Raw genomic sequence first — 22,656 nt, forward strand, 5'->3', positions numbered from 1 at the left:
TAAATGAAGCATACAAAAAAAATTGCCTCTTTGATTTTATTTGTTTCTCTTTTTTCCGTTTTTCCGGTTTATGCTGAAGACACCAAGGTTTCAAGAACCCCCGATCCCTATGGGGCCGAGGAGTTTAAGCAATGGCAAAAGGATTTACGCCGTTTTGAAATTATAACTTTTGGTGCCCTGCCCTTTGTTTCGCTTTTATCGTTTTGGGCCTATGACATAGGCCGCTCAATAGCGCATAAGGGGGACCCTGCCTATAATCCATGGCCTCTTAAAGATGCCAAGATTGCGGTAAAGCTTACCGAAAAGGAACAGCTGGGTGTTTTTTTAACGGCTGTTGGTATTTCATTGGGGGTTGCAATAATAGATTTAACCTACCGTTCAATTAAAAGGGCTAACGCAAAAAAACTTGAGGAAAAAAATGAGGAGCCCGCAATTTTGTTGATTCCAATTGAAGAAAATAAAAGTGAAGAAACCGAAACTTCAAAAACAGAGGAATCCGATGACGCTCAATAAGAGTGTTCCTTGTAGATCTATATCCGAAAAATTTAAGGTTGAAGGTCTTGTATCTCCTTGCAGGATTGATGTTTATTGTACCGAAACCTTGAAAAACTTAAGCCGCTCTCAATTAAAGACGGGCTTAAAGTCTCTTTATGTAAATTCGCAAAAAGCCAAGCTTTCCCGCAATGTTCAAAACGGAGACCTTATTGAGCTTGTTTGGGATAATCCGATCCCCGAATATGCTCATCCTCAAAAACTTCCGCTTAATATAATTTATGAAGACGAGAATATAATTGTTGTAAACAAGGAAAGGGGCATGGTAACGCATCCGGCAGGCGGAAATTGGGACGGCACCCTTGTAAATGCTTTAAATTATTACAGGCTTTATGATTCTAGGATTAAGGATGAGTTTGCCGTAGAACTTAATAGTCTTTTAAGTGACGAAGTAAAAAATATTGAAAAACTTTCTTTGGAGCCCTACCGCATGGGTATTGTTCATCGTCTGGATAAGGAAACTTCGGGGCTTATTATTACTGCAAGGAATTTAAAAACCGAAAAGCTTTTAAAATCTTTTTTTAAAAAAAGGGCGGTAAAAAAATATTATATTGCAGTCCTCGATGGTGTTCCGCCTAAAAATAAGGGCAGGATAAAGACTTCTGTTTTTCGATCAAGTTCAGACAGAAAAAAATTTAGCGTCTCTGCCGATTTGTCAAAAGGAAAAAAAGCTCTTTCAGCCTATAAGGTTTTGAAATCCAACGGACAAATGTCCTTGGTTCTTTTTAGAATTTACACAGGAAGAACTCATCAAATCCGCTTACATGCCAAGTTTATGGGATGCCAGGTTGCAGGCGATAAGGTTTACGGCAAAAAAAAGACAGGGCTTGAAAAGAAGACAGGTTTTGACAAGACCGGTATGCCGCTTATGCTTCATGCTTATAAGCTGATAATTCCTGATACCGTAAATTCAAAAAAAGAATTTAAGGCACCTATACCTAATGATTTTAAACAAATACTGACACGGGAGGCTCTATGTTAATTGATTGTAAATTCTCTTCTCAAGCAGAAGTTATTTTTGAAAATGAGGCTTATGCCGTTCTATATAAGCCTCGCGGAATGCCTACGGCTCCTCTTTCAGAAGATGAAGAAGGTACTCTGGTTTCTTGGTTTTTAAAAAGATGCCCCGAAGCAGCGTCGGTAAAAGGAAAAAAGGATATTGAAGCGGGCCTTGTCCACAGGCTTGATACGGCAACAAGCGGTTTGGTTTTAATAGCAAAAAATCAAGAAAGCTATGATGCCTTAAATTTAATGCAAGGAAACGATTTAATAAAGAAAACCTATGTCGCCTTTACGGATATTGATAACGAGACGGATTTAAATGCCGATTTTTCACGGTTGAACCTTCCGTACAGAATTTCAAGCCAATTTAGAACTTACGGCCCTAAGGGAAAAAAGGTTCTTCCCGTTTTTTACGGTATGAGAGATTTTTCTTCTACAGCTAAAATTTATACAACCAATATTATCGATATAAATAATTTAGATGATTCGGTACCGAGGGTAACCTGCACCTTAACTCAAGGCTTTAGGCATCAGGTAAGGGCTCACCTTGCTTCCATAGGGCTGCCTATTTACGGCGACCCTTTATACAACGGAAAATTCAAAGATTTTCCGCAGGAAAAAATAGAAGATCATTCTTATCCCTTGCAGCTTTACGCCGTAGGCCTTTCCTTTCCGGAACCTAAAAAAAATTTTAAGCTTGAGGACTCAAAAAACTATGTATCCTTTTTGCTTCAGCCGCCAGATAAAATGATCCTGTAATCAAAAGGGGCTGCTTTTTTTCTCTGCATTCGATTATTTCGTTTTTTATTACGGCTTCATAGTCCGCATTTTTTTCTACCATACAGGAAGAACCTTTGAGCCCTTCTTGGAAAATTGTATAGCTTAAATCGGGATTACTCTTTTTTGAAGAACCCGGAATTGTAACGATTATTTTTGTAAAATTATCCTTAAAAAAAGGAACCATGTCCTTTACGTTTTTGTCTTCGGCACATGCAAAGATGAGAGTTCCTTTTTCTTTTACAAGCTCGGTATAGGTGCTCATACACAGGGCAATGCTGTTTTTTGTATGGGCTCCATCTATTATAATTTCAGGATTATCCGAAAGAAGCTCAAAGCGGGCAGGGAGCCAAGCCGATGCAAGCCCCCTTTCTATAATCGCTTCATCTATTTCAGGAAAAAGATATTTTACCGTACAGGCTGCGAGGGCTGCGTTTTCCGCCTGAATCAGGTCAAGGAGTTTTAGGTTTGAGCTTATGGGTCTTTTAAATAGCTTGCTTAAATAATGCGAATTTTTGAATTCCATATCTATTTTTAAGCCTTCTTTTGACAGATTGTAATTTACAGGTTCTTTTACGATTTCGGGGATATAAAAAAATTCCGCATTCAGCTCAGCCGCTCTTTTTTTAAAGACCGCCAGCACCTCATCAGGCTGTTTACAGCAAAAGACCGGAGTGTTTTGTTTTATAATGCCGGCTTTTTCAAAAGCTATTTTTTCGAGAGTATTTCCCAAGTACCGGGTGTGCTCAAGCTCAATAGGGGTTAAAACGCAGGCCGCCGGTTTGAGGATATTTGTCATATCAAGCCTTCCGCCCATCCCCGTTTCGATAACCGCCCAATCCGTTTTTTGCATACTAAAAAGCAAAAAGGCCGTAAGCGTAACTATTTCAAACCACCCGGGATCTATTTCGGGCTCCTTTTTGAGTATCGCCTTAAAGCCTTCAACGATTTTTTTATAAGAGGCAGAGTAGGCCTCATCATCAAAAAAACTTCCTGCTTGGGTCATCCTCTCTCTGAAGCCCGATACATGGGGAGAAGTATAAAGGCCCGTTTTTTTTCCGGCTTCTTTTAAAATTGATGCAATCATGGTAGAAACGGAACCCTTTCCCTTTGAGCCTGCAATATGAATCGATAGAAAATCGTCTTGAGGATTGCCGAAAAAATCGGCAAATTTCCGCATTTTTTTAAGATTGTTTTCGTCTTTGTGCGCATTTCTTTCATAATTTATAAAGGCATCAAGCCATTTACTGAATTCTTCGGTATTCATATAAGACCTCCGGGCCTTGGGTTCCGCACCAATGACGCGTTCCAAGCTATGCCCTATTGCTAAAAAACAGAATATAGAATATTATATACGCATGTGTCAAGTTATTCTACCCGATAATTTAAAAGGTTTTAAGATTTATATGATCGGTATTAAGGGTACGGGAATGACGGCTTTGGCAGAAATTTTGGTTTCGCGTGGAGCCGTGGTTTCAGGAAGTGATGTACCTGAAAATTTTTATACTGATGATGCTTTAAAAAAACTTAATATAGATATTTTTTCTCCCTTTTCTCCCGATAATATTCCTGATGATGTAGGGCTTGTTATCTATTCGGCAGCCTATTCTCCCGATAATAACGAAGAAATGTATGCTATAGAACAAAAAGACCTCCCTAAGATGTCTTATCCCGAGGCTATAGGCGCCTTGTCCCGTCATTCCTATTCTTGCGGTATTGCAGGTGTCCAAGGAAAGACCAGCACAACGGGGATTACGGGTTCTATATTAAAAGAATTAAAACTTCCCGTTTCGGTATTGGCAGGAAGCGTAATAAAGAGTTTCGGCGATTCATGCACAATGCTCGGCGGTTCAAAATACTTTGTTGCCGAAACATGCGAATATAAAAGGCATTTTTTAAACTTTTATCCTAAAAAGATAATTTTAACGGGAATTGAACCGGATCATCAAGATTATTATCCGACCTATGAGTCTATTTTGACAGCTTTTTTGCAGTACATCGACAGGCTTCCACAATTCAGCGAACTCTTTTATTGTGCAGATGATGATGGGGCTTGCGAGGCTGCCCGTTTAAGTTTTTCGAGCAGACCTGATCTTATTTTTATTCCCTATGGGGAAAAAGCTTCGGGCGATTATAAGCTGACTGTTTCAGGTGTACGGGATGAAAAGCTTTATTTTTCTCTTGCCGGTTTTTCGGGAGAGTTTTATCTGCAAATCCCGGGAAAACACAATGCTTTAAATGCCGCTGCTGCAATAGCCCTTTCGGTGAGTCTTTTAAAAGAAGAATACGGCGAAATCTCGATGGCCAACGTTTCTGCCATCAAAAAGGCCGTATCTTCCTATGCCGGAGCAAAGAGGCGTACCGAATTAATAGGTAAGATAGAATCTAAGGATATTTTGATTTATGATGACTATGCCCATCATCCTACAGCCATTAAGTCTCTTTTAAGCGGCTTACGCCAATTCTATCCGAAACGAAGGATAATTGCAGACTTTATGTCCCATACGTACACTCGGACGGAGGCTCTTTTGGAAGAATTTGCTTCTTGTTTTGGAGATGCAGATATGGTAATTTTGCACAAGATTTTCAGTTCGGCACGTGAAAAATATCAGGGGCAGGTAGATGCAGAGCTCCTTTTTAACCGCACAAAGAAGTATCATAAAAACGTCTTTTTCTTTAATGAAGTATTGGACGCAAAAAACTTTGTTTTAGAAAAATTAAAGCCGGGAGATATTTTTATTACGATTGGTGCGGGGGATAATTATGTTCTAGGTACCGAGATTTTAAAAGAGCTTAGTTAAAATAAGGAAAAATATATGAAAAGTATGACGGGCTATGCCCTTACCGAAAAGACCGAACCTAATTCCTTTATAAGTTTGGAGATAAAAAGCTATAATTCAAGATATTTGGATTTAAATTTAAATTTTCCCTTTTGGCTTTCTGCCCTTGAGCCTGTTTTTAGAGCTTACTTTTCTGAAAAAATAGCCCGCGGAAAGGTTGAAGTTTCCCTTCATGTGAAGGATGCGGATATAGATGTAGATATCCTTACCAATACTAAGGTTGCAAAGGCCTACGCAAAGGCTATGAGGGAGGTGTCCGAGGCTGCCGGAATAAACCCCGAAATAGATATAAACCGATTTTCCGAAAAGGACGGTGTAATCATTATAGAAAGAAATATAGATATTCCCGCTTGGGAAAACACCCTGCTTCCCATATTTGAAGAGACCTTTATAAAATACGATAAGACAAGGCTTGATGAAGGATCTGTCTTAAAAAAAGATATTTTAAGCAATCTGGACAGGATCTACGCTTCGTTGAAGGTAATAAAAAAATATGCGCCTCAAATGGAAGAAATTTTTTGTCAAAATATTAAAGAAAAATTTACCGAACTTTTAGGCAGCGAAATAAATGAACAACGCATTATGCAGGAAGTTGCCGTAATGCTTGTTAAATACACAATCAACGAAGAAATTGTCAGGCTTGAAGCCCATTGTAATTCTCTATCTCATGAGCTTAAAAAGAATGAGCCCATAGGTAAAAAACTCGACTTTATCTGTCAGGAAATAAACAGGGAGATAAATACTATAGGTTCAAAAAATCAGATGATTGAAATGACTCAGTCTATTATCGAAGTAAAAGATGCTCTTGAAAACATAAGAGAACAAAGCAGGAATGTCGAGTAGGTTTTATCGGAGAAAATATGAAAAAGACGGCTTTTAAAATCCCTGAAGGAAGAGAACTGAGAATTGCAATTTCCGGTCCTTCCGGCTGCGGAAATACTACGGTTTCTACCTTAACTGCAAAGACCTTAAATTTACCATGTATCAATTATACTTTTAAAAATATTGCTAAGGAGCTTAATATCTCTTTTGAAGAGGTTTTAAAAAGAGCCCAAGAAGATTTTTCTTTTGATAAAACGGTAGATAAAAAACAGATTGAGCTTGCAGAAGCCGGTTCCTGTGTCTTGGGTTCAAGATTGGCAATTTGGCTTTTAAAGCAGGCTGATTTGAAGGTTTATCTAAGAGCCTCTATAGAAGTACGCGCAAAAAGAATTCAAAAAAGAGAAGGCGGCGATATAGAAAAAATAAAGGCCGACACCGATTTGCGGGATCTTGAAGATACTCGGAGATACAAAGAGCTATACGGTATAGATAACACAAAATACGAAAAGGCCGATCTTATTATAGACACGGACAACCTTGCGCCTGAAAAAATTGTGGAAAAAATATTAGACGAGCTTTATTCCAGAGGCCTTTTAATTTAAGAAGTCCGTAATAGTTTTTTTATCCTCATCGGATAAATCCACAAATTTTAAATTTAAAACACTGTCATTTGAAACTATTTTACAAGTTGGAACTATAAAGTTGTGCTCTATTTTTAAGGAGCATTGATCAAGAACCATGTCTGCATTTAAATTACCTACATTCGCAGGCATATCCGGTAAGAACGTTATATCGCTCTCGGTTAAGTTTTTTACCGTTCCCGTTATTATTGTTTCATTTATAGGATTTGTAAATAAAAACTGAACACTCTTTTCAAGATTTTTGATATGCTTATAATTATACCGGTTAAAAATCGTACGTAATTCTTTAAGAACATCGTTAAAACTATAGTTTTCTTTTAAGTTTATAATACCTTGGACTCCTAAAAACATTGCTTTGTCTGCTTCATCTGCCGAAAAATCGGGCGGAGTTAAAAGTATTACCGGTATTTCTTCCCTTGAAGTATCCCATCGGATATGCTGTGTAATAGGCTTCCAATGGCGCGGGAAGTCTCGGGTATTGATAAGTACAATATTGGGACTAATCTCTTCAATATTATCCAAAGCTTTTAGCGGAGAGCGGTAATGTATAAGGTCAAATTTATACTCCGAAAAAAGAGGCTGTAAATCATCAGTTGAACGCGGTAAATCCGAAATCAATAATGCTTTCATTTTAAAATTTATCCTTATTCCGTTCCTAAGTTCTCGACTATATAATCATATACGGTCCATATACCGTCTTTTGAGGCTAGAAAATATGTAAAGCGTTTCTTTTCTCTAAAATTGGAGTATTCAAACCATTCTATTACCTTGACTTCTGCCTTTGTGTCTGTGTAGCCCGTATGTTCTATTTTAAATTCTACCGGAATGACGGCAATATCCTTGTCGACTCTTTCTTGACTTAATTCGTGTTTGTACACTTCAACCATTTCCATTCTGCCGGCTTCTGATTCTGCTTTAAATCTTCGGTTGCGTGAAGGATCTCTGGATATCATCTTTTCTAAATCCATATAGAGAAAAAATTGCTCCCATAGAGATTTTTGGCGGGCAGTTAAAAGATAACTTATTACCTGATCCGGCGGAATGGGTTTTGCCTGTAATATCTCGCCTGAAAGCGGAGAAACAGGTAATGACCCCAAGGCTGCGGCTGAAGGTGCCGGTTTTATTTCAAGGCTTAACTTATTTGAAATTACGTGTGTTTCCGAATTGTCCGAATACCGTTTTAATTCTGGAAAAAACAAAGAATTTACAAGGAATATTCCGGGCTCGTTAATTTCGATATAATCTTTTATGTTTTCGATAAAAGAATATGTTTCTCCGGGTTCCAAGGTTATTTCGCGGAAATAAATTTGGCGGTTAGTATTTCTTTTCCTCATCCATTCTGCTGTGTGCTGTAATTGTCTGTTTTTACTGTTTATAATTCCGAAATCTATGCTAAATGACCTGTCATCCGCAAGTTTAAATCGAAGGGTTTCCGACTTATTGTTTGTAATTGAAATTTGTACAAAAATAGGTTCGGAAGCTCCCGATCCGGGATAATAAACACGCCTGTCATAAAATCTTATAGAAACATCGGCCTTTGAAACAGACTCGGTCATGTTTTGAGCAAATATAAATAAAGATTGAATAATGCAAAGGACAATTATAAAATGTTTTTTCACGTAAATTTCCTCCATTTTTAAGTTAAGAAAACCTCTATTCATTATCGGCTGTTTTTTCTTTTTTCATTAGCTTATACACATATTCTACTTGACTATGGTATAATCAATAAGGTATAATAAATAAAACATACTAATGTTTGTTTTAGGTTTTAAAATCTTTAGGATAGTATATAGTTTTTTTTTAAAATTAACAATACATATCATACAAAATAGAGGAAAATATGTCAACTTTACAAGAAAAATCAAAAAAATTAAGTACTCTGAGGCATAGTACTGCCCATGTTATGGCTGAAGCTGTAGTTAATCTATTTCCGGGAACAAAGGTTGCGATCGGGCCGGCTATCGATTACGGATTTTATTATGATTTTGAGCTGCCTCGACCCATAAACAATGATGACTTACCCGCAATCGAAAAAGAAATGCGTAAAATTCTAACTACCCGTTCAAATTTTGAAAAGGAAGTGATAAGCCGCGAAAAAGCTCTTGAAATGTTTAAGGATCAGCCTTTTAAGATTGAACTTATAAAGGGTTTGCCCGCAGACGAAGAGATAAGTATTTATAAGTCCGGTGAGTTTACCGATCTTTGCAGAGGTCCCCATGTATGTTCGATGGCCGACATAAATGCTCAAGGTTTTAAACTTATGAAAATAGCCGGAGCATATTGGCGGGGAGATGAAACAAGGCCCATGCTTACCCGAATTTACGGTACGGCTTGGGAAAAGCCCAACGATTTAAAAGAGTACTTGGCTATGCTTGAAGAAGCCGAAAAGCGGGATCACCGAAAAGTAGGCAAGGCTATGAATCTATTTCATATAGATGAAGAAAATCCGGGGCAAGTGTTTTGGCATCCCAAGGGCTGGACTCTTTATTTGACCATACAAAATTATGTAAGACAACGCATAAAAGAAGACGGCTACTTTGAGGTTCATACCCCCTTTGTTATGCCCCGTTCCTTGTGGGAAAGGTCGGGCCATTGGGCTAAGTATAAAGAAAATATGTTTATAACCGAAAGCGAAAAGCGACTCTTTGCTTTAAAGCCGATGAACTGTCCGGGCCATGTGGAAATATTTAAACAGGGTATTAAGAGTTACAAGGACTTACCCCTGCGCTTAGCCGAATTCGGTTCCTGTACCCGAAATGAGCCGTCCGGTTCTTTACACGGTATTATGCGTGTCCGCGGTTTTGTTCAAGATGATGCCCATATTTTTTGTACCGAAGAGCAAATTTCTTCTGAAGTTTCAAAATTTTGTGCCTTGTTAAAGCGCATGTATGCCGACTTCGGTTTTGCTGAAGATAAAATTCTTGTTAAATTTTCTACGCGCCCCGAAAAGAGGGTAGGGGACGATGCTACATGGGACAGGGCAGAAAAGGCCTTGGCCGATGCCTGTGCAGATGCAGGACTCGAATATGAAATTGCAGAGGGCGAGGGGGCTTTTTACGGGCCTAAGCTGGAGTTTACTTTAATCGATGCCCTCGGCCGTGAATGGCAGTGCGGTACCATACAGGTAGATTATCAGCTTCCGTCTGCCGAAAGACTAAATGCCGAGTACATAGGCGATGACAACAATAAGCATCATCCTGTAATGCTTCATAGAGCAGTTTTAGGCTCACTGGAAAGGTTTATAGGAATCTTGATAGAAAACTGTGCAGGTATTTTGCCTCCATGGCTGGCCCCTGTTCAGGCAGTTATCGTTCCCGTAGCTCCCGCCTTTAACGACTACGCTCAAAAGGTTCAAAAAATCTTGGACGAAAAAGGCTTTAGGGTTATAGCCGACATCGGAACCGATAGAATGAATGCTAAAATCAGAAAACACCAAGAAGAAAAGGTCATCTATCAGCTGATTGTAGGCCAAAGCGAAATGGACAATAATTCGGTTGCTGTCCGAATGAGAAAGGGCGGTCAAAAGGTTATGAGTCTTGATGAATTTATCTCATTCTTAAAAGACAAGGTTGATTCTTTTGCTATTGATTCGGAATAGGGCGAAATTAAAAGATTTTAATTTGTTTCTTTTTGCGAATACCTATTTTTTGACCGCAGGATGTAAGACAATACCTGCCTGAACTATTAAGCCGTCTGAACTCTTGTTGACGAGTTTATCCCAAAGGTTTGATAATGGCAGGTAGGTTTTTAGCTGTACGCCTGCCTTCCAGCCCGAGGGTAGGGTATATTCGGCCTTAATGCGCAGCGATGGATAAATAAAGCGTCCGTTTTGCCAAAAATACCGGTTTATTTCCTGTACTTCTTTTACCGCACTTAATCCCTCAGCTCCGGTTTCTTCGGGTTTTATTCCGGGTTCAAGCAAGCCGAATCGAAGAAAAAAAGCAAGGCCTCCGCCCATGCTGATTGTCCATCTTTTTAAGTCAAGTCTTGCTAAAAAAGGAACATCAAGTAAAAAGCTCATTGTAAGTGCCGTTCTATTTTCTATTTCGCAAATATAGGCCCTTTTTTTGTAAAAACCATAGTGAAAAAGAGAAAAATCCAAGGAGGGAACTATACTTAACATTGTTATTCCCTTATATTCGTATTCGGCCCCTAGATTTAAGGCAACGCCAAAGGGCGGAGCAGCGTGTTTTTTCAGACTGGAAAATACCATTTCCGTACCTATGTAAAAACCGAAGTCTGATGGAACCTTTGTTAAAACTTCTGTTTGATTCGCCTCATTTGTTTCTTCGGTTTTTTTTTCAATTTCTTGTTTTGATGCCGCTTCTTGAGTATGGATATTAAAACTTAAAAAAATTAAAAGCAAGATGGAAAAAAATAAGTTTGTTTTTTTGATCATAATTTCTCTCCGTTTTATTTTCGCTCCCGCCTATCTGTCTTCCGTTTGTTGTAGAACCTTTTCGTTTTCAAGGGTCTTAGGTATATCGCTGTAGATTTCCGGTACAAATGCAGAACGCGGCTTTACCATGTTTTGAATATTTGCATAAGCAAGGTTTATTGTTTTTGCCCGAATCATAGTTTCCGGATTTCTGTTTAAAGCATCCCAAGCCCTTGTTGATTCTCCGAACAAGGATAAGGCTCTTCCGTTTTTGTTGGAATCTCCGTTTTGAACGGCTATCCTGTTAAGCACTACGGCAAGATTATTTGAAGTGTGCATATAGTCTTCTACAAATTCCGCATGGTCAACGCGTGTTTGCGGAAAAATAATTCCCTTTCTTATTTTTTCGGCTTCCAGTAATTCCATCAGTCTTTCATAGTAAGCTTGGGCCGCAAAATAATTGGTATATTTAAATAGGACATTTCCAAATCCGTATAAAAGGTTCTTATCGTTAGGTTTTTCGCTGTAAGCCAGAGTCATAGCCTTCATTGCATCCGAATAATTTTCTTTTTGATAATAGATATAGCCCATCTTGTATTGAATTGAGGGACTGTTATTTAATTCACGGACTGCATGTTCGTAAGCATCCAAGGCTTCATCATAATCTCCGGCTATAAAATAAGAAATATCTCCATAGTTTGCATAAAGTTTTCCGATAACAGGGGACGGATAAATGCCCTTTTGAGCTGTGTAAGCTTCGTATTTGGCTAAGGCTTTTGCATAGATTTCTTGAGCTTCGTTATACAGCTTATCGCCTGCTATGAGCTCTCCGTAAAGACGCATTGCATCTATCTGTCTGATAGTACGTTTCGGAGTCATTTTTATGCTGTCTTCGTAGAGGTTTATTGCGTTTACAAGATAATCATTTGCTGCTTCATTTTTTTGATTGTGTAAAAAGAAGCGTCCCATATTATAATTGGCTTCAGGGCTTTCAGGCCGTTTTTTTATGGATTTTTCCAATAGTTCCCGCAAATCATCTATTTTGCCTATCAGATTTTCAGAATCGGCAGGTTTGGGCTCATACCGTTTTTCAAGAAGATAGCCGCTGAGTTCGATGAGGTCGTCATCGGGCAGCTTTTTGTTTAAAAAATAGTTTTTTAAAGGTAAAACTTCGGCCAAATTGTCCGTGCGGATAAAGTAACGCATCATTCTTTCTGAAAATACGTCCTTGGATCCGTAAAGGTTTATAAGGCTTGCATAGGTTTTTCTGGCCTCTTCATATTTTGTAGAATCTTCATCTGCCCAGTCCAAGTAAACGTCTCCTAAAGCTAGAAGAGTACCTTGGTCATTTATGTGATAGTCTAGTACTCCTCTTTTAAGAACCTTTTCGGCCTTTTCATAGTTGCGTAAATCGGTACTGAGCATATCTGCATATTCGATACCGCCTTGGCGGTCATGGTTAAAGTCGGATAAAAGCCTCTCATAAATTGTTTCTGCTGATAGAAACTGCTTTTTTTCACGGAAGGCATTTGCAAATTTAAAATACCATTTTCGTTTTTTCTTATAAGTTACTGCATCATCAAAGCGCTTGATAGCTCTTTCATATTGGCCCGATTCTATACCGGTCATTCCTTCTTTATATAAGCCTTCGGCTACAACCGGTTTGTATATAAATTGCCATACAAGAACAAAAATAGAAAGGATAAATCCCAGAGCTACTGTAGTTAAAATTGCAGCAGGTAATATCTTATGTACAAAGCGGTACTTAAAGCTGCGTTTTTCTTTTTCGTAGTCTTCATAGGATTTTTTATCGAATCCCCTCGGAATAGGAATGGATTTATCTAAGATTTTTTCTAATTTGCTTACTATCTTTTTTAGAGAAACATCGTTTACAATTAAATGAACGATTTCCATCTTGTTTAATTCGGAATCGTTCACATTTACAAGATAGTCTTCAAGTTCTATTCTTAAATTGAGAGGAAATGAAGAAACTCTTTCTATCAGGTAGTCATAATCATCTTCAGAAATTGAAAGAGGTATTTTTCCCTCATATTCTTCTTCGTCTATGGGCTTTTTTGATTCAAAAAATTTAAAATTCTTCTCGGGAGAAAATTGGATAAAACTTTCAGGAACGGAAAAATCATCCATTCCTCCGCCCATTTCAGTATTTAAAACATTGTCATCTATAGCAAAGGCTGTGTGCTCGTCTATTTCGGGAATATCTATGTCTGTAAATCCGCTTCCCGGCGGTGAGACATTTTCTTGAGCAGGGCTAGGTTCTTCCGAACTGAGCAAGTCTTCTCCCGTCAAAGATTCGTCAAAGGAGGGTTCCTGCGGATCTGATGATTTTGAAAAGCTTGAAAAATCTCCTTTATCAGATTGTGGAGAAGACAGGTCTATACTGTCAGGGCTATCTGTGAAGGGAGAAATATCCATACTTTCAAGGCCTTCGTCTTCGGGTGATAGGTTAAGATCTTCAAGATCATCAGCTTCGGGCGATAGGTCAAGGTCTTCGAACTCCTCAGTCTCAGGCGATAGGTCAAGGTCGTCAAGCTCGTCGGTTTCAGGCGATAGGTCAAGGTCTTCAAGCTCATCAGCTTTAGGCGATAGATCGAAAGTTTTCGGAGAGTCCTTCTCAGGTGATATGTCCAGGCCCTCAAGCTCATCTATTTCCGGAGACATATCTATGCTGTCGGGATTATTGGACAGAGGAGCAAAATCCATGCTCGCAAGACCTTCATTCGCGGGTGAAAAATCTATACTTTCAAGTTCGTCTACATCATTATCGGTATCGCTCGATGCGGTTATACCTAAGTCGGCAGGTTCAAAAGACGTGCCGGCATCTTCTAAGGGGTTTATTTCATCAGTAAAATCATCTAAATCAAAATCATTTAAATCGGCTATATTTTCTATGTCGGGTTTGTTTGCTTTACCTAAATCCGGCTCCTGTACTGCAAAGTCCGTATCAAAATCCGGGAAAATATCATCTGTTCCATCATCCGTATTTACGGCATCTTCACTTCTGGCATCTTCAACCATATCCCCCAGTCCGGAGAGCAGAGCTTCGGGTACATCAAAGCCGTCATCATCTAAGCCGCCTATGTCATCCAATGAATCAGGTCCTTCAAGGTCCAAACCGGAAAGCATGTTGTCAAAGTCTTGGGAAGCGCCATCGTTTTCATCTTTTTCTGCAGGGAAGATATCTGCCGCATCAAATTCTGAAAGATCATCCTGTTCTTGGTTAGGAGGAATTTTATCTTCTTCTTTAAAACCTAATAAGTCATCCAGATTTACATCAGGAAGAGGCATTTCTTTGGGTAAAGGAATATCTTCACGTCTTTCCCCCCATTTTGCCGTAATTTCGGGTTCGTTTGCTATTGCGAGAAGTTGATTTTTAAATTTTTCAAGCTCTTTTATACCGGGCATATTGAGCGGGCCTCCCCCCTTATTTTCGGCTTATTTTGGTTCAACTTGATATATTATTTTATACCATAAAAGGAGTTTTTTTTCAATGAGTTCTGACATATTCAGAAACCAAATATAAATGCCGATAATCTTACTATCATGCCGCTAAAAAGCTGTTTTATAGTTTACTTCTCTTGACATAACGGCTTTTTTTTTGCATTATTATGGACTAGTTTAATAGTGTAGTTGGCGGCGGAATCCGCTGATTTAGGGGAAATGTGTGAATTTATCAAAAAGTTATTTACAATCCGTTTCTACGGATGAGCTTTTACAAATTGCCGATGATTACGGCATATTTGTACCGAAAGGGCTATGCAGAAATCTAATAATTGAAGAGCTGCTTGAAATAGACGAAGATTCTAATTTATCTGATAACAAGCTTTTAAAGATCAGCAATGATGACTTGTTTTTAGATGATGAAATGGATGGTAAAGGAAATGCAGGCTTGGCTCTTTCCTATAACAAGACTGAAATTCATGTGCTGCTCAGGGATCCGATGTGGGCCTTTGCTTTTTGGGATTTTTATAAGCCCGAATTTCTAAATTTAGTGGATGATCCTGATTTTGACTCTTTCTTTTTAAGGGTTCTTTTGCTGTCTGAAAATAATCTGTCCGAATCATACGATTATTTTGATATTGATGTGGCAGAGGCAGATAGAAATAGATATTTTTATCTTTCTTTTGAAGATTCGGTAACAAGGGTTGAATTATGCTCCCGTAAAATTGAAGGAGAGGTTTCCGTTTTAGCAAAGTCTAATCTTATAAGGCTTAGACGAAAAAATATTCCTAATAATTTATGTGTTCTTGACAATGATGTAAGTTCGTCGGTATATCTTTCAGGAATTTCCGAGTTAAAAAAACAGCATTTTAAAAATTATCGTCAGGCATTTAGGGGAAAAGAGGAGCCGAAAATTGAAAGATTATAAATTAATTTTTATTTTGGATGCTCATTTGCCGTATGTATGCAATGAAGTTGAGCAGGGCCTTATAGAAGAGGATTGGCTTTTTGATGCTTTATCTTATCTTTATCTGCCTGTCTTGAAAATGTGTTCTAACTTACAAAAAGAAAATATTCCGTTTAAAATAGGTGTTGTTTTTGAACCGGCACTATGCGATATGCTTGCCGACAAGGTTTTGCAGGATAGATACCGTCAACATGTTCAGCGCAAAATAGAGTTTGCAAAAAAAGAACTCGAATGCTTTGCAGAATGTGCAGAGACAAAAAAACTTATTCAATACAACCTAAAGCGTTTTAATGATGATAAGCGTATCTTTGAAGATTGCGGAGGAAATGTTTTAAAGCAGTTTGATTATCTTGCCCGTCAAGGTTATGTGGAGCTGTTGGCAACGACTGCAACCAATTCTTTTTTACCGTTTTTTTTGAGTATGCCGGAAGCTATTGCTGCACAGATAGAAATGGGGCAGATAAATTACCGCAAGCATTTCAGCTCTGTTCCCTCAGGTTTTTGGATTCCTTCTATGGCTTATTTTGACGGTTTGGATGATATTATAAGAAGTTACGGTTATGATTATACGGTTGTTTCTTCTGAAGGTTTTTTGCTTTCGGATAAGGTTCCGCCTGCCGGTGTTTTTTCGGCAGCAGCTTCAAAAAACGGGTTAAAATTTTTAGCCTGTGATCTTTCCGCTTGTAATTCTATTTATGATGAGCTCAACGGGTTTCCTCAAAATAAGGTTTATATTGATGTGGAAAATGATGTCGGCTTTAGACAATCCGAAGAATATTTAGCTTCCGTATTTGATACTTCAAAGGGCAGGCGGGCAATAGGGTTCAGGTATTGGTCAAGGGATGAAGAAGAAACTCCTTATGACATACAAAAAGCTCATGCTCAAATTTTGGCAGATGCCGAATCCTATGTAAACTCTCGTGCAGAGGCTCTAAGAGCTGTTAAAGAAACGGGGGGGTGTGAATCACCGTTTTCCCTTTTGATTATCTCATCCGATTTTTTCGGTAAAAAATGGTGTGAAGGTCTTATCTGGCTTGAGAAGGTTTTTAGTCTGATAAATGATAGTGAAGACTTGGAAACTATGTTACCTTCAGGTGCCGCTAATTTGTCCAAGCAGCTTTATACCGTTAAACCGTTTTTTTCTTCCTTTTTAAAGTCGGGTTATGCGGATGAACTTTTAACAAAAGAAAACGACTGGATGTATAGATATATCGTTAAGATTACCGAGAGGATGATAGATCTTGTCGAAATGTTTCCTGCAGACGGCAGCTTAAAAGAGCGCGTTTTAAATGCTGCGGCGAGAGAGGTGCTTCTTTTACAGTCCGTTTATTGGCCTCTTTATATAAATGATCCGCAGCTTAAAGATTTTGCAGAAAGGCGTTTTGTAGAGCATGTCAATTCTTTTACGGCAGCCTATGAGGCCCTTGGAGCCGATTCGCCTGATGCAAAGTGGCTTTCAGAACGCGAAAGTAAGTATCCCGTTTTTAAAGATATAAATTACCGTATTTTTAGCCGCAAAAAATAATGCAGCAGGCAAAACTCTAAGATGAAAAATGTACACGGATGTACATTTTTCATCGGTCTTGCATAAAACTTTATAAATGTATAAAATATTCTTATGAGAGCGACAAAGGCTATTATCCATTTGGATAACTTACAATATAACATTAAAGAAATAAAAAAACGGCTTAACAAGAATGTAAAGATTTGTCTTCCGGTCAAGGCCGATGCTTACGGGCATGGGGCTGTGAGGGTCGCTGTTGCAGCAATAAGGGCAGGGGTTTCTTATTTGGCTGTTGCCTCCATTCAGGAAGCTGTCGAATTAAGAGAGGCCGGTATTGTAGCTCCGATTATTTCTTTAAGTCTTCCCGTGCTTGAAGAAATTCCTGAGCTTTTAAAATACGATATTGAGCCTTTGGTTATAGATGAGGAGTTTATAAACGATTTAAACCGTTTTGCAAAAAAACTGAATAAAAAAGCCGGAGTTCATCTTAAAATAGATACCGGAATGCGGAGGATAGGCTGCTCTCCTATGGAAGCCGTTAAACTTGCGGTACAGATAGACCGTGCAGAAAATCTTGAGCTAAAAGGAGTGTGTACGCATTTCGCCGTTTCCGATTCTACCGATGAAAAAAATATTAAATTTACAAAAAAACAGATTTCTGTTTTTAAGGACTCAATAAAAGAAATAAAAAAAGCGGGGATTAATCCCGGATTAATTCATGCCGCAAACTCAGGAGCTGTTCTTCAATATCCCGAAGCCCAATTCGATATGGTGCGTCCGGGAATCTTGGTCTACGGTTATGCACCCTCTCCATCCCTAAATTCTTTAATAGATTTAAAGCCTGTAATGGAGCTTGTTACACAGGTAGTGCTTATCAAAAAAATTGAAAAGGATACAAGCGTTTCTTATGATAGATGTTGGACAGCCGAAAAAGAAACATTTGTTGCAACCCTTCCTATAGGCTATGCGGACGGGCTCATGCGTTCCCTTAGCGGATTAAAAGTGAGAATAGGAAAAGATTTTTTTCCGATCATCGGACGCATTTGTATGGATCAATGTATGATAGATATAGGTGCTTCTCCATGGGTTCAAAGATGGGATGAGGTTTGTATCTTCGGTCCTGTTTCAAAAGAACATCCTAAAAATAATACGGCCCAAGATCTTGCAAAGATTGCCGGAACTATTCCTTATGAACTGACATGCGATATAAACAAAAGAGTTCCGCGTATTTTTATTGATGAAACCATACAATAATTTTGTGCAGGCGGTTTTTATGGTTGTAAAACGTGCGGAAGTTTTAGGTTATTGTTCCGGAGTACGCAGAGCTGTTGATACGGTTCTTAAAATAGCTAAAGAAAATACTGAAAATAAATCCGGCCTTTATACCTTCGGCCCTTTGATTCATAATCCTTCTACAATGTTACGCTTAAAACAAATGGGTGTAAAAACTATCGACACTGAAAATTTTACCGGAGATGAAGACTATAAAGATTCCGTTATCGTAATAAGGGCTCACGGTATTCCTCCGTCAAAAAAAAGCGAATTGGAAAAAAGTGGGGCTAAGGTAATAGATGCAACATGCTCCAGAGTAAAGGCAAGTCAGGCCCTTGCAAAAAAACATTCTGAAGAAGCTTTTGTTATTTTAGCCGGAGATAAAAACCACGGAGAACTTATAAGCATTGCAGGTTATGCGGAAGGAAAATGTTTAATCGTTCAAAATGCCGAAGAAGCCGCTTTAATAGATTTACCTTCTTCTTTAAGTACAAACGGGAGTGCCGTTTTAATTGCTCAAACGACGATTAAGGAATCGGAGTATGAAGCAATAGCTTCGGCTTTGAAGAAAAGGATTTCCGATTTAAAGGTCTTTAATACGATTTGTCCTGCAACCTACGATAGGCAGGCTGCCCTAAAAAAATTAGCTTATGAAGTTGATGCGCTTTTAGTTATAGGCGGAAAAAATTCGGCAAATACAAAAAGACTCTTTCAAACCGCTGTTGACACAAAAAAGCCTTCATGGTTAATTGAAGATGCTTCTGAAATACCGAAAGAGATTTTTTCTTATTCCGTAGTCGGTTTAACTGCCGGAGCTTCAACTCCCGATTTTATAATCGATGAGGTAGAAAAAAAATTACTTGAGGGATAAATCTTAATCAAGGATATAAGTATGCTCATGATTTAAAGAACCTCTTCAACCCCACAGTTTAATATTATATCAAAAATTCTATCTTTTTCTGAATAGTCTATTTTTTGTTTTTGCCAAACTTGAAAATAAAGCTCTCGTAAAAAGTTTAAAACAGCAAAGGCTTTTATTTGTAAAAAAGCTTTGTTTTTACTTTCACCTATTTCGGAAAAATATGCATTTAAAACTTCTTTTGCTTCATCGGTAATATTATACCATTCTTTTTTATTTAAGCCTAAAATATTTATATGTTCAAATTGATATAAATTTAAACCGGAAGTAAGATGTTCGGCATCAATTATTTTTAGTCGGCAATCTTCTGTTTTAAGCATATTCCCTGTATTCATGTCTTCAAGGATAATACAGCCTAAGCCTAGGTTTAAATTTTCAATATTTTTTTTAATAATTTTTTTATCATGTTTGCCCCTGTATATTTCAAGATAGGGGATGGCTTCTGCATTTATCATCTCTTCAATTGAAGGATAGCTTTTCCCGTCCAAATACATTGAAGAAAAAGAGCTCGAAGATGTGTTATTTAAATTTAAATGTGCAAGTTTTTTAAAAAAATCTTTTATCAGATGTCTATCGGTTTTGGTAGGTTGACAACCTTCAAGCCATTCGCTTATAAAGATATAGTAATCTTCAGTCTCAATGAGGTTTTTATATTTTAAAATAAAGTCTTCACTGTCATTTAAAGCATTTAAATATTTAATTGAATTTTTAATACTCTCCGTTTTCTGCCGTAATTTTACCGCAAAAGTTTCATTGCTGCCGGTTATTCCCTTAAATAAATCCGTGTAAGTATGATCTTCCAGTTGAATAGGTTCAAGGGTTTTAAACTTATCGTTTTTAAGATGTGAATCGAGAAGGGTTTTTATTGTATCGGGTTTAATGTTTTCTTTCATAATTAAAAATACTCTTTATGTTTTTTATTCGTGCGGAGGGTTTAGATATTGTGTAATCGGTGTTTTTGCTTAGTACCGATTACACGTTTTTTTATAACTATTTGGTCAATTTTTTTAGCTCTGAAAGTTTTTGGTCTGCCATATCTTGAACTTGTTTGTTGGGATTTTTTTTCATACGGAGATAACATTCTTTTGCCTTATCGTATTGTTTTAGGGCTTCATAGCATCTTCCCATATTAAAGATAATTACATAATCTTCATTTGCGAGTTTATCGGCTTTTAATAGCACATTTAAAGCTTCTTTAAATTTTCCTTGGCCGATATATGCTAAAGATAAATAGTTATGTACTTCGATGTTGTTAGGATATAGCTTTAATTGGGCTTCACCTGTTTTCTCTGCAGCATTTAAGGTTTGAGGGAGACTTTTTTGAAGCCAAGCTTTATAATACTCGTTTATCGAAATTAGAAAAAAGTGTTCACTTTCTGATGCTGGAATTACCTCATTCATGCTCCAAAGCCATTTATGATTTATCTCTTTTCCCAGTTTTAAAACCTCGATAATCTTCTGTGATTGCTTTTCATATTCTCCTATTTCGCCTAAAATATGAATTCTTCCAAAATACATATCCAAGCGGTTTTTACCGAATTTTAATCCTTTTTCTAAATATGACAAGGCTTTATCGACATCTTCTTTTTCATACCAGATATTATTGTTTAAATATCCTGCGATTTTATTTGTTTTTTGATCCACTAATGCCAATGAATTGGTATTGTCCTTCTTATAGGTGTCAAGTGACTGTGTAGACCTTTGACCTTTAAGCAGGTAATAATTAAAATAGGCAATGTAGAGTTCAGGATTTTTGGGCTCTGCCTTTTCCCATTTGGGCAGGAGGGCTGCAATCCCTTTTACATTTCTTGCCGAAAGCAGATTGTCATATTCGGATTTGTAATCTGCAAAAATCCGGAATGACACCAACAAAATTAAAAATAATATAATACGTTTTTTCATATATTTTTCCTCCTCATAATAACTATAGTTATATTGTAACATTGGTTTTATGATCGGTCAATAGTATTTTGTTTATCCTATTGACGATACCTATAAAATTGAGTAAATTCTAATTCGTGCCTTAATTTACGGATATTGTGGTATTTTGTAACTAAATACTAAATTCTGTCTTTAATGTAATGCTGTTATAATGCCGAAAATAATATAACTAAAACAAATTCAGGAGCTATTTTTATGAAATGTAAATATTGCGGAAAAGATGTCAGGCCTGTAGGCCCTAACTTGGAAAGTGACGATAACGGATATAATTGTCCTGCAAGCGTATCAAAAAAACATGCTATTATACCCGATGGTTCGCATTGTATTCATTGCGGCCGTGAGACAAAGATTTTGGGAGACAGGGTTGTAACCAGCTACGGTATACGTTGTTCGGCTTCTCCTTCAGGAAGACATGCAATACAGTAAGTTGAAGTACCAATAGCAAAACTCAAGTTAAAATGAGCGGCGATATTTTAGACGCTCATTTTAATTTAAACCTTTAATTTTTTATTACCGTTTCATATTTCGGACGGTTTTTATTTAGTCCTATAATTCCGATCCACAAGTCACCGCAAAAGACGCATGTTTTTTTGTTTTCTAAGTCTAAGCCTGTGATATTTTCTAAAACTTCATCAGTATTTAAAAACCAATTGAATTTAATCTTCTTTCCGTTATAAAAATCGTTTAGATATTTTTGATTCAAGAAAATTTGAGGCAATTTTAAGTTTTCTGCCGTCTTTGGAGAAAAAGAAAACGCCTTTGCAGTTATCTCAGAAGAAGCAATTTCTTTTTGTTCATAGGATTTTTTACCGTTCGAGGTGTCCGGACTTTTTCTTTCTTTTAAAAATAAATCTTCCGGTGCTGCAGAAAAATCATTTAAAAGAGAAAAGCCTGCTGCATCTTCAAGCTTAAAGTTTCCGACTGTAGTCCTCCGCAAGGCCCTAACATAGGCACAAGAAGATGCCTTCCTTGCTAGGTCTCTTACAAGGGAGCGGATGTAGGTTCCCTTTGAACATTCCACGCTTATGTGGACATATTTTATTTTTAGCTCGGTGTTTGTATTGAGAAAATCCTTTTCTGTAAATTCCAAACCGCTATCGGTAATTATCCCTCTAAGTCCGATTTTAAAAATTTCTATTTTTCTCTCTGCAATTTCTATTTTTTCGCCGTGGCGTATTCTGTCGGAAGCTCTTTTTCCGTTTATTTTTATTGCAGAAAATTCGGGCGGTCTTTGGAGTATTTTCCCTAAAAAAGAGGGAATGGATTCCGTTAAATTTTTATAAGAGGGAAGGGGGGCTGTCAAAATGGGCTCGCCTTCAGGGTCGAGGGTATCCGTTTCCGTTCCGAATTCCATCCATGCTTCATAAGTTTTTTTTTCGACTGAAATTATGTCGGCAAGTCGGGTTAATTGTCCTGTAAGAAGAACTAAAAGGCCGTCGGCAAAAAGGTCCAGAGTTCCTGTGTGGCCTACCTTTTTTGTCGAAAGAGCTTTTTTTACCGCCGACATTGAAGCAAAGCTTGTAAGTCCCGCCTGTTTTGCAAACGGGACGATAAGGTTTTTATTTAATTCCATTTTTAA

At 37.7% G+C, this 22,656-nt stretch carries 20 protein-coding genes; 12 read left to right on the forward strand and 8 right to left on the reverse strand.

The features are described from left to right. Positions 1–3 precede the first annotated feature (3 nt). From HGJ18_RS02305 to HGJ18_RS02315, 3 genes are read left to right on the forward strand one after another with little or no spacing between them, the layout of a single operon-like run. Positions 4–513: a DUF8521 domain-containing protein gene (locus tag HGJ18_RS02305; protein WP_253697489.1), complete on the forward strand. Its 510-nt coding sequence runs from the start codon at positions 4–6 to the stop codon at positions 511–513. Continuing rightward, positions 500–1,534, forward strand: coding sequence for an RluA family pseudouridine synthase (locus HGJ18_RS02310; RefSeq protein WP_253697490.1), 1,035 nt, complete (start codon positions 500–502; stop codon positions 1,532–1,534). Before HGJ18_RS02305 ends, HGJ18_RS02310 begins: the two co-directional genes overlap by 14 nt. After that, positions 1,528–2,313: a pseudouridine synthase family protein gene (locus tag HGJ18_RS02315; protein ID WP_253697491.1), complete on the forward strand. Its 786-nt coding sequence runs from the start codon at positions 1,528–1,530 to the stop codon at positions 2,311–2,313. Before HGJ18_RS02310 ends, HGJ18_RS02315 begins: the two co-directional genes overlap by 7 nt. Here HGJ18_RS02315 and HGJ18_RS02320 read toward each other — a convergent pair. Next, positions 2,246–3,598 carry a bifunctional folylpolyglutamate synthase/dihydrofolate synthase gene (locus tag HGJ18_RS02320; protein ID WP_253697492.1) on the reverse strand — a complete coding sequence of 451 codons (1,353 nt, stop codon included), beginning with the start codon at positions 3,596–3,598 and terminating at the stop codon, positions 2,246–2,248. The two genes, HGJ18_RS02315 and HGJ18_RS02320, sit on opposite strands and share 68 nt — an antisense overlap. Before the next feature lie 91 nt (positions 3,599–3,689). Here HGJ18_RS02320 and murC point away from each other — a divergent pair, with 91 nt between their 5' ends. The 3 genes from murC to cmk are packed head-to-tail and all read left to right on the forward strand — an operon-like array spanning position 3,690 to position 6,595. Then, complete coding sequence (gene murC, locus HGJ18_RS02325) at positions 3,690–5,132, forward strand: UDP-N-acetylmuramate--L-alanine ligase (RefSeq protein WP_253697493.1); 1,443 nt, start codon at positions 3,690–3,692, stop codon at positions 5,130–5,132. A 15-nt stretch (positions 5,133–5,147) separates the two neighbouring features. After that, a complete protein-coding gene (locus HGJ18_RS02330; protein ID WP_253697494.1) occupies positions 5,148–6,014 on the forward strand; it encodes a YicC/YloC family endoribonuclease in 867 nt (288 codons plus the stop codon). 17 nt (positions 6,015–6,031) lie between these two features. Continuing rightward, a complete protein-coding gene (gene cmk / locus HGJ18_RS02335; protein ID WP_253697495.1) occupies positions 6,032–6,595 on the forward strand; it encodes a (d)CMP kinase in 564 nt (187 codons plus the stop codon). Here cmk and HGJ18_RS02340 read toward each other — a convergent pair. Both HGJ18_RS02340 and HGJ18_RS02345 read right to left on the reverse strand, forming a co-directional pair. Continuing rightward, the gene (locus HGJ18_RS02340) at positions 6,587–7,264 is read right to left on the reverse strand and encodes a response regulator (protein WP_253697496.1); all 678 of its coding nucleotides are present in this window, start codon (positions 7,262–7,264) and stop codon (positions 6,587–6,589) included. The genes cmk and HGJ18_RS02340 overlap by 9 nt on opposite strands. 14 nt (positions 7,265–7,278) lie before the next feature. Then, positions 7,279–8,190 carry a hypothetical protein gene (locus HGJ18_RS02345; RefSeq protein WP_436411286.1) on the reverse strand — a complete coding sequence of 304 codons (912 nt, stop codon included), beginning with the start codon at positions 8,188–8,190 and terminating at the stop codon, positions 7,279–7,281. Positions 8,191–8,474: 284 nt separating this feature from the next. Here HGJ18_RS02345 and thrS point away from each other — a divergent pair, with 284 nt between their 5' ends. Continuing rightward, complete coding sequence (gene thrS / locus HGJ18_RS02350) at positions 8,475–10,232, forward strand: threonine--tRNA ligase (protein ID WP_253697498.1); 1,758 nt, start codon at positions 8,475–8,477, stop codon at positions 10,230–10,232. A 42-nt stretch (positions 10,233–10,274) separates the two neighbouring features. Here the strand turns inward: thrS and HGJ18_RS02355 are convergent, their stop codons facing one another. Both HGJ18_RS02355 and flcA read right to left on the reverse strand, forming a co-directional pair. After that, complete coding sequence (locus HGJ18_RS02355) at positions 10,275–11,033, reverse strand: hypothetical protein (RefSeq protein WP_253697499.1); 759 nt, start codon at positions 11,031–11,033, stop codon at positions 10,275–10,277. Positions 11,034–11,063: 30 nt separating this feature from the next. Then, positions 11,064–14,438 carry a periplasmic flagellar collar protein FlcA gene (gene flcA / locus HGJ18_RS02360; RefSeq protein ID WP_253697500.1) on the reverse strand — a complete coding sequence of 1,125 codons (3,375 nt, stop codon included), beginning with the start codon at positions 14,436–14,438 and terminating at the stop codon, positions 11,064–11,066. Between the two features lie 259 nt (positions 14,439–14,697). Here flcA and HGJ18_RS02365 point away from each other — a divergent pair, with 259 nt between their 5' ends. The 4 genes from HGJ18_RS02365 to ispH all read left to right on the forward strand — a co-directional run bounded on the left by HGJ18_RS02365 (position 14,698) and on the right by ispH (position 19,088). Next, positions 14,698–15,402, forward strand: a complete 705-nt coding sequence (locus HGJ18_RS02365; protein WP_253697501.1) for a DUF4912 domain-containing protein — start codon at positions 14,698–14,700, stop codon at positions 15,400–15,402. Further along, entirely contained in the window at positions 15,389–16,966 is a 1,578-nt protein-coding gene (locus HGJ18_RS02370; RefSeq protein ID WP_253697502.1) for a glycoside hydrolase family 57 protein, read from the forward strand. Before HGJ18_RS02365 ends, HGJ18_RS02370 begins: the two co-directional genes overlap by 14 nt. A gap of 93 nt (positions 16,967–17,059) precedes the next feature. Continuing rightward, a complete protein-coding gene (gene alr / locus HGJ18_RS02375; RefSeq protein ID WP_002670634.1) occupies positions 17,060–18,199 on the forward strand; it encodes an alanine racemase in 1,140 nt (379 codons plus the stop codon). Positions 18,200–18,218: 19 nt separating this feature from the next. Beyond that, entirely contained in the window at positions 18,219–19,088 is an 870-nt protein-coding gene (gene ispH / locus HGJ18_RS02380) for a 4-hydroxy-3-methylbut-2-enyl diphosphate reductase (protein WP_253697503.1), read from the forward strand. A 32-nt stretch (positions 19,089–19,120) separates the two neighbouring features. Here the strand turns inward: ispH and HGJ18_RS02385 are convergent, their stop codons facing one another. Beyond that, the gene (locus HGJ18_RS02385; RefSeq protein ID WP_253697504.1) at positions 19,121–20,029 is read right to left on the reverse strand and encodes a hypothetical protein; all 909 of its coding nucleotides are present in this window, start codon (positions 20,027–20,029) and stop codon (positions 19,121–19,123) included. A 97-nt stretch (positions 20,030–20,126) separates the two neighbouring features. After that, positions 20,127–21,038 carry a tetratricopeptide repeat protein gene (locus tag HGJ18_RS02390; RefSeq protein ID WP_253697505.1) on the reverse strand — a complete coding sequence of 304 codons (912 nt, stop codon included), beginning with the start codon at positions 21,036–21,038 and terminating at the stop codon, positions 20,127–20,129. 234 nt (positions 21,039–21,272) lie between these two features. Between HGJ18_RS02390 and HGJ18_RS02395 the strand changes: the two genes are divergently transcribed. Then, positions 21,273–21,503, forward strand: coding sequence for a hypothetical protein (locus tag HGJ18_RS02395; protein WP_002670653.1), 231 nt, complete (start codon positions 21,273–21,275; stop codon positions 21,501–21,503). Between the two features lie 73 nt (positions 21,504–21,576). Here the strand turns inward: HGJ18_RS02395 and truB are convergent, their stop codons facing one another. Next, positions 21,577–22,650 carry a tRNA pseudouridine(55) synthase TruB gene (truB, locus tag HGJ18_RS02400; protein ID WP_253697506.1) on the reverse strand — a complete coding sequence of 358 codons (1,074 nt, stop codon included), beginning with the start codon at positions 22,648–22,650 and terminating at the stop codon, positions 21,577–21,579. Positions 22,651–22,656: the final 6 nt, after the last annotated feature.

This window comes from Treponema denticola (genome assembly GCF_024181405.1).
Taxonomy (GTDB): Bacteria; Spirochaetota; Spirochaetia; order Treponematales; family Treponemataceae; genus Treponema_B; species Treponema_B denticola_D.

What these genes read in the sequence shown, in the direction of transcription:
- HGJ18_RS02305 (WP_253697489.1), top strand. Translation starts at nt 4, where the DNA reads ATGAAGCATACAAAAAAAATTGCCTCTTTGATTTTATTTGTTTCTCTT.
- HGJ18_RS02310 (WP_253697490.1), top strand. Translation starts at nt 500, where the DNA reads ATGACGCTCAATAAGAGTGTTCCTTGTAGATCTATATCCGAAAAATTT.
- HGJ18_RS02315 (WP_253697491.1), top strand. Translation starts at nt 1,528, where the DNA reads ATGTTAATTGATTGTAAATTCTCTTCTCAAGCAGAAGTTATTTTTGAA.
- HGJ18_RS02320 (WP_253697492.1), bottom strand. Translation starts at nt 3,598, where the DNA reads ATGAATACCGAAGAATTCAGTAAATGGCTTGATGCCTTTATAAATTAT.
- murC (WP_253697493.1), top strand. Translation starts at nt 3,690, where the DNA reads ATGTGTCAAGTTATTCTACCCGATAATTTAAAAGGTTTTAAGATTTAT.
- HGJ18_RS02330 (WP_253697494.1), top strand. Translation starts at nt 5,148, where the DNA reads ATGAAAAGTATGACGGGCTATGCCCTTACCGAAAAGACCGAACCTAAT.
- cmk (WP_253697495.1), top strand. Translation starts at nt 6,032, where the DNA reads ATGAAAAAGACGGCTTTTAAAATCCCTGAAGGAAGAGAACTGAGAATT.
- HGJ18_RS02340 (WP_253697496.1), bottom strand. Translation starts at nt 7,264, where the DNA reads ATGAAAGCATTATTGATTTCGGATTTACCGCGTTCAACTGATGATTTA.
- HGJ18_RS02345 (WP_436411286.1), bottom strand. Translation starts at nt 8,190, where the DNA reads ATGACCGAGTCTGTTTCAAAGGCCGATGTTTCTATAAGATTTTATGAC.
- thrS (WP_253697498.1), top strand. Translation starts at nt 8,475, where the DNA reads ATGTCAACTTTACAAGAAAAATCAAAAAAATTAAGTACTCTGAGGCAT.
- HGJ18_RS02355 (WP_253697499.1), bottom strand. Translation starts at nt 11,033, where the DNA reads ATGATCAAAAAAACAAACTTATTTTTTTCCATCTTGCTTTTAATTTTT.
- flcA (WP_253697500.1), bottom strand. Translation starts at nt 14,438, where the DNA reads ATGCCCGGTATAAAAGAGCTTGAAAAATTTAAAAATCAACTTCTCGCA.
- alr (WP_002670634.1), top strand. Translation starts at nt 17,060, where the DNA reads ATGAGAGCGACAAAGGCTATTATCCATTTGGATAACTTACAATATAAC.
- ispH (WP_253697503.1), top strand. Translation starts at nt 18,219, where the DNA reads ATGGTTGTAAAACGTGCGGAAGTTTTAGGTTATTGTTCCGGAGTACGC.
- HGJ18_RS02385 (WP_253697504.1), bottom strand. Translation starts at nt 20,029, where the DNA reads ATGAAAGAAAACATTAAACCCGATACAATAAAAACCCTTCTCGATTCA.
- HGJ18_RS02390 (WP_253697505.1), bottom strand. Translation starts at nt 21,038, where the DNA reads ATGAAAAAACGTATTATATTATTTTTAATTTTGTTGGTGTCATTCCGG.
- HGJ18_RS02395 (WP_002670653.1), top strand. Translation starts at nt 21,273, where the DNA reads ATGAAATGTAAATATTGCGGAAAAGATGTCAGGCCTGTAGGCCCTAAC.
- truB (WP_253697506.1), bottom strand. Translation starts at nt 22,650, where the DNA reads ATGGAATTAAATAAAAACCTTATCGTCCCGTTTGCAAAACAGGCGGGA.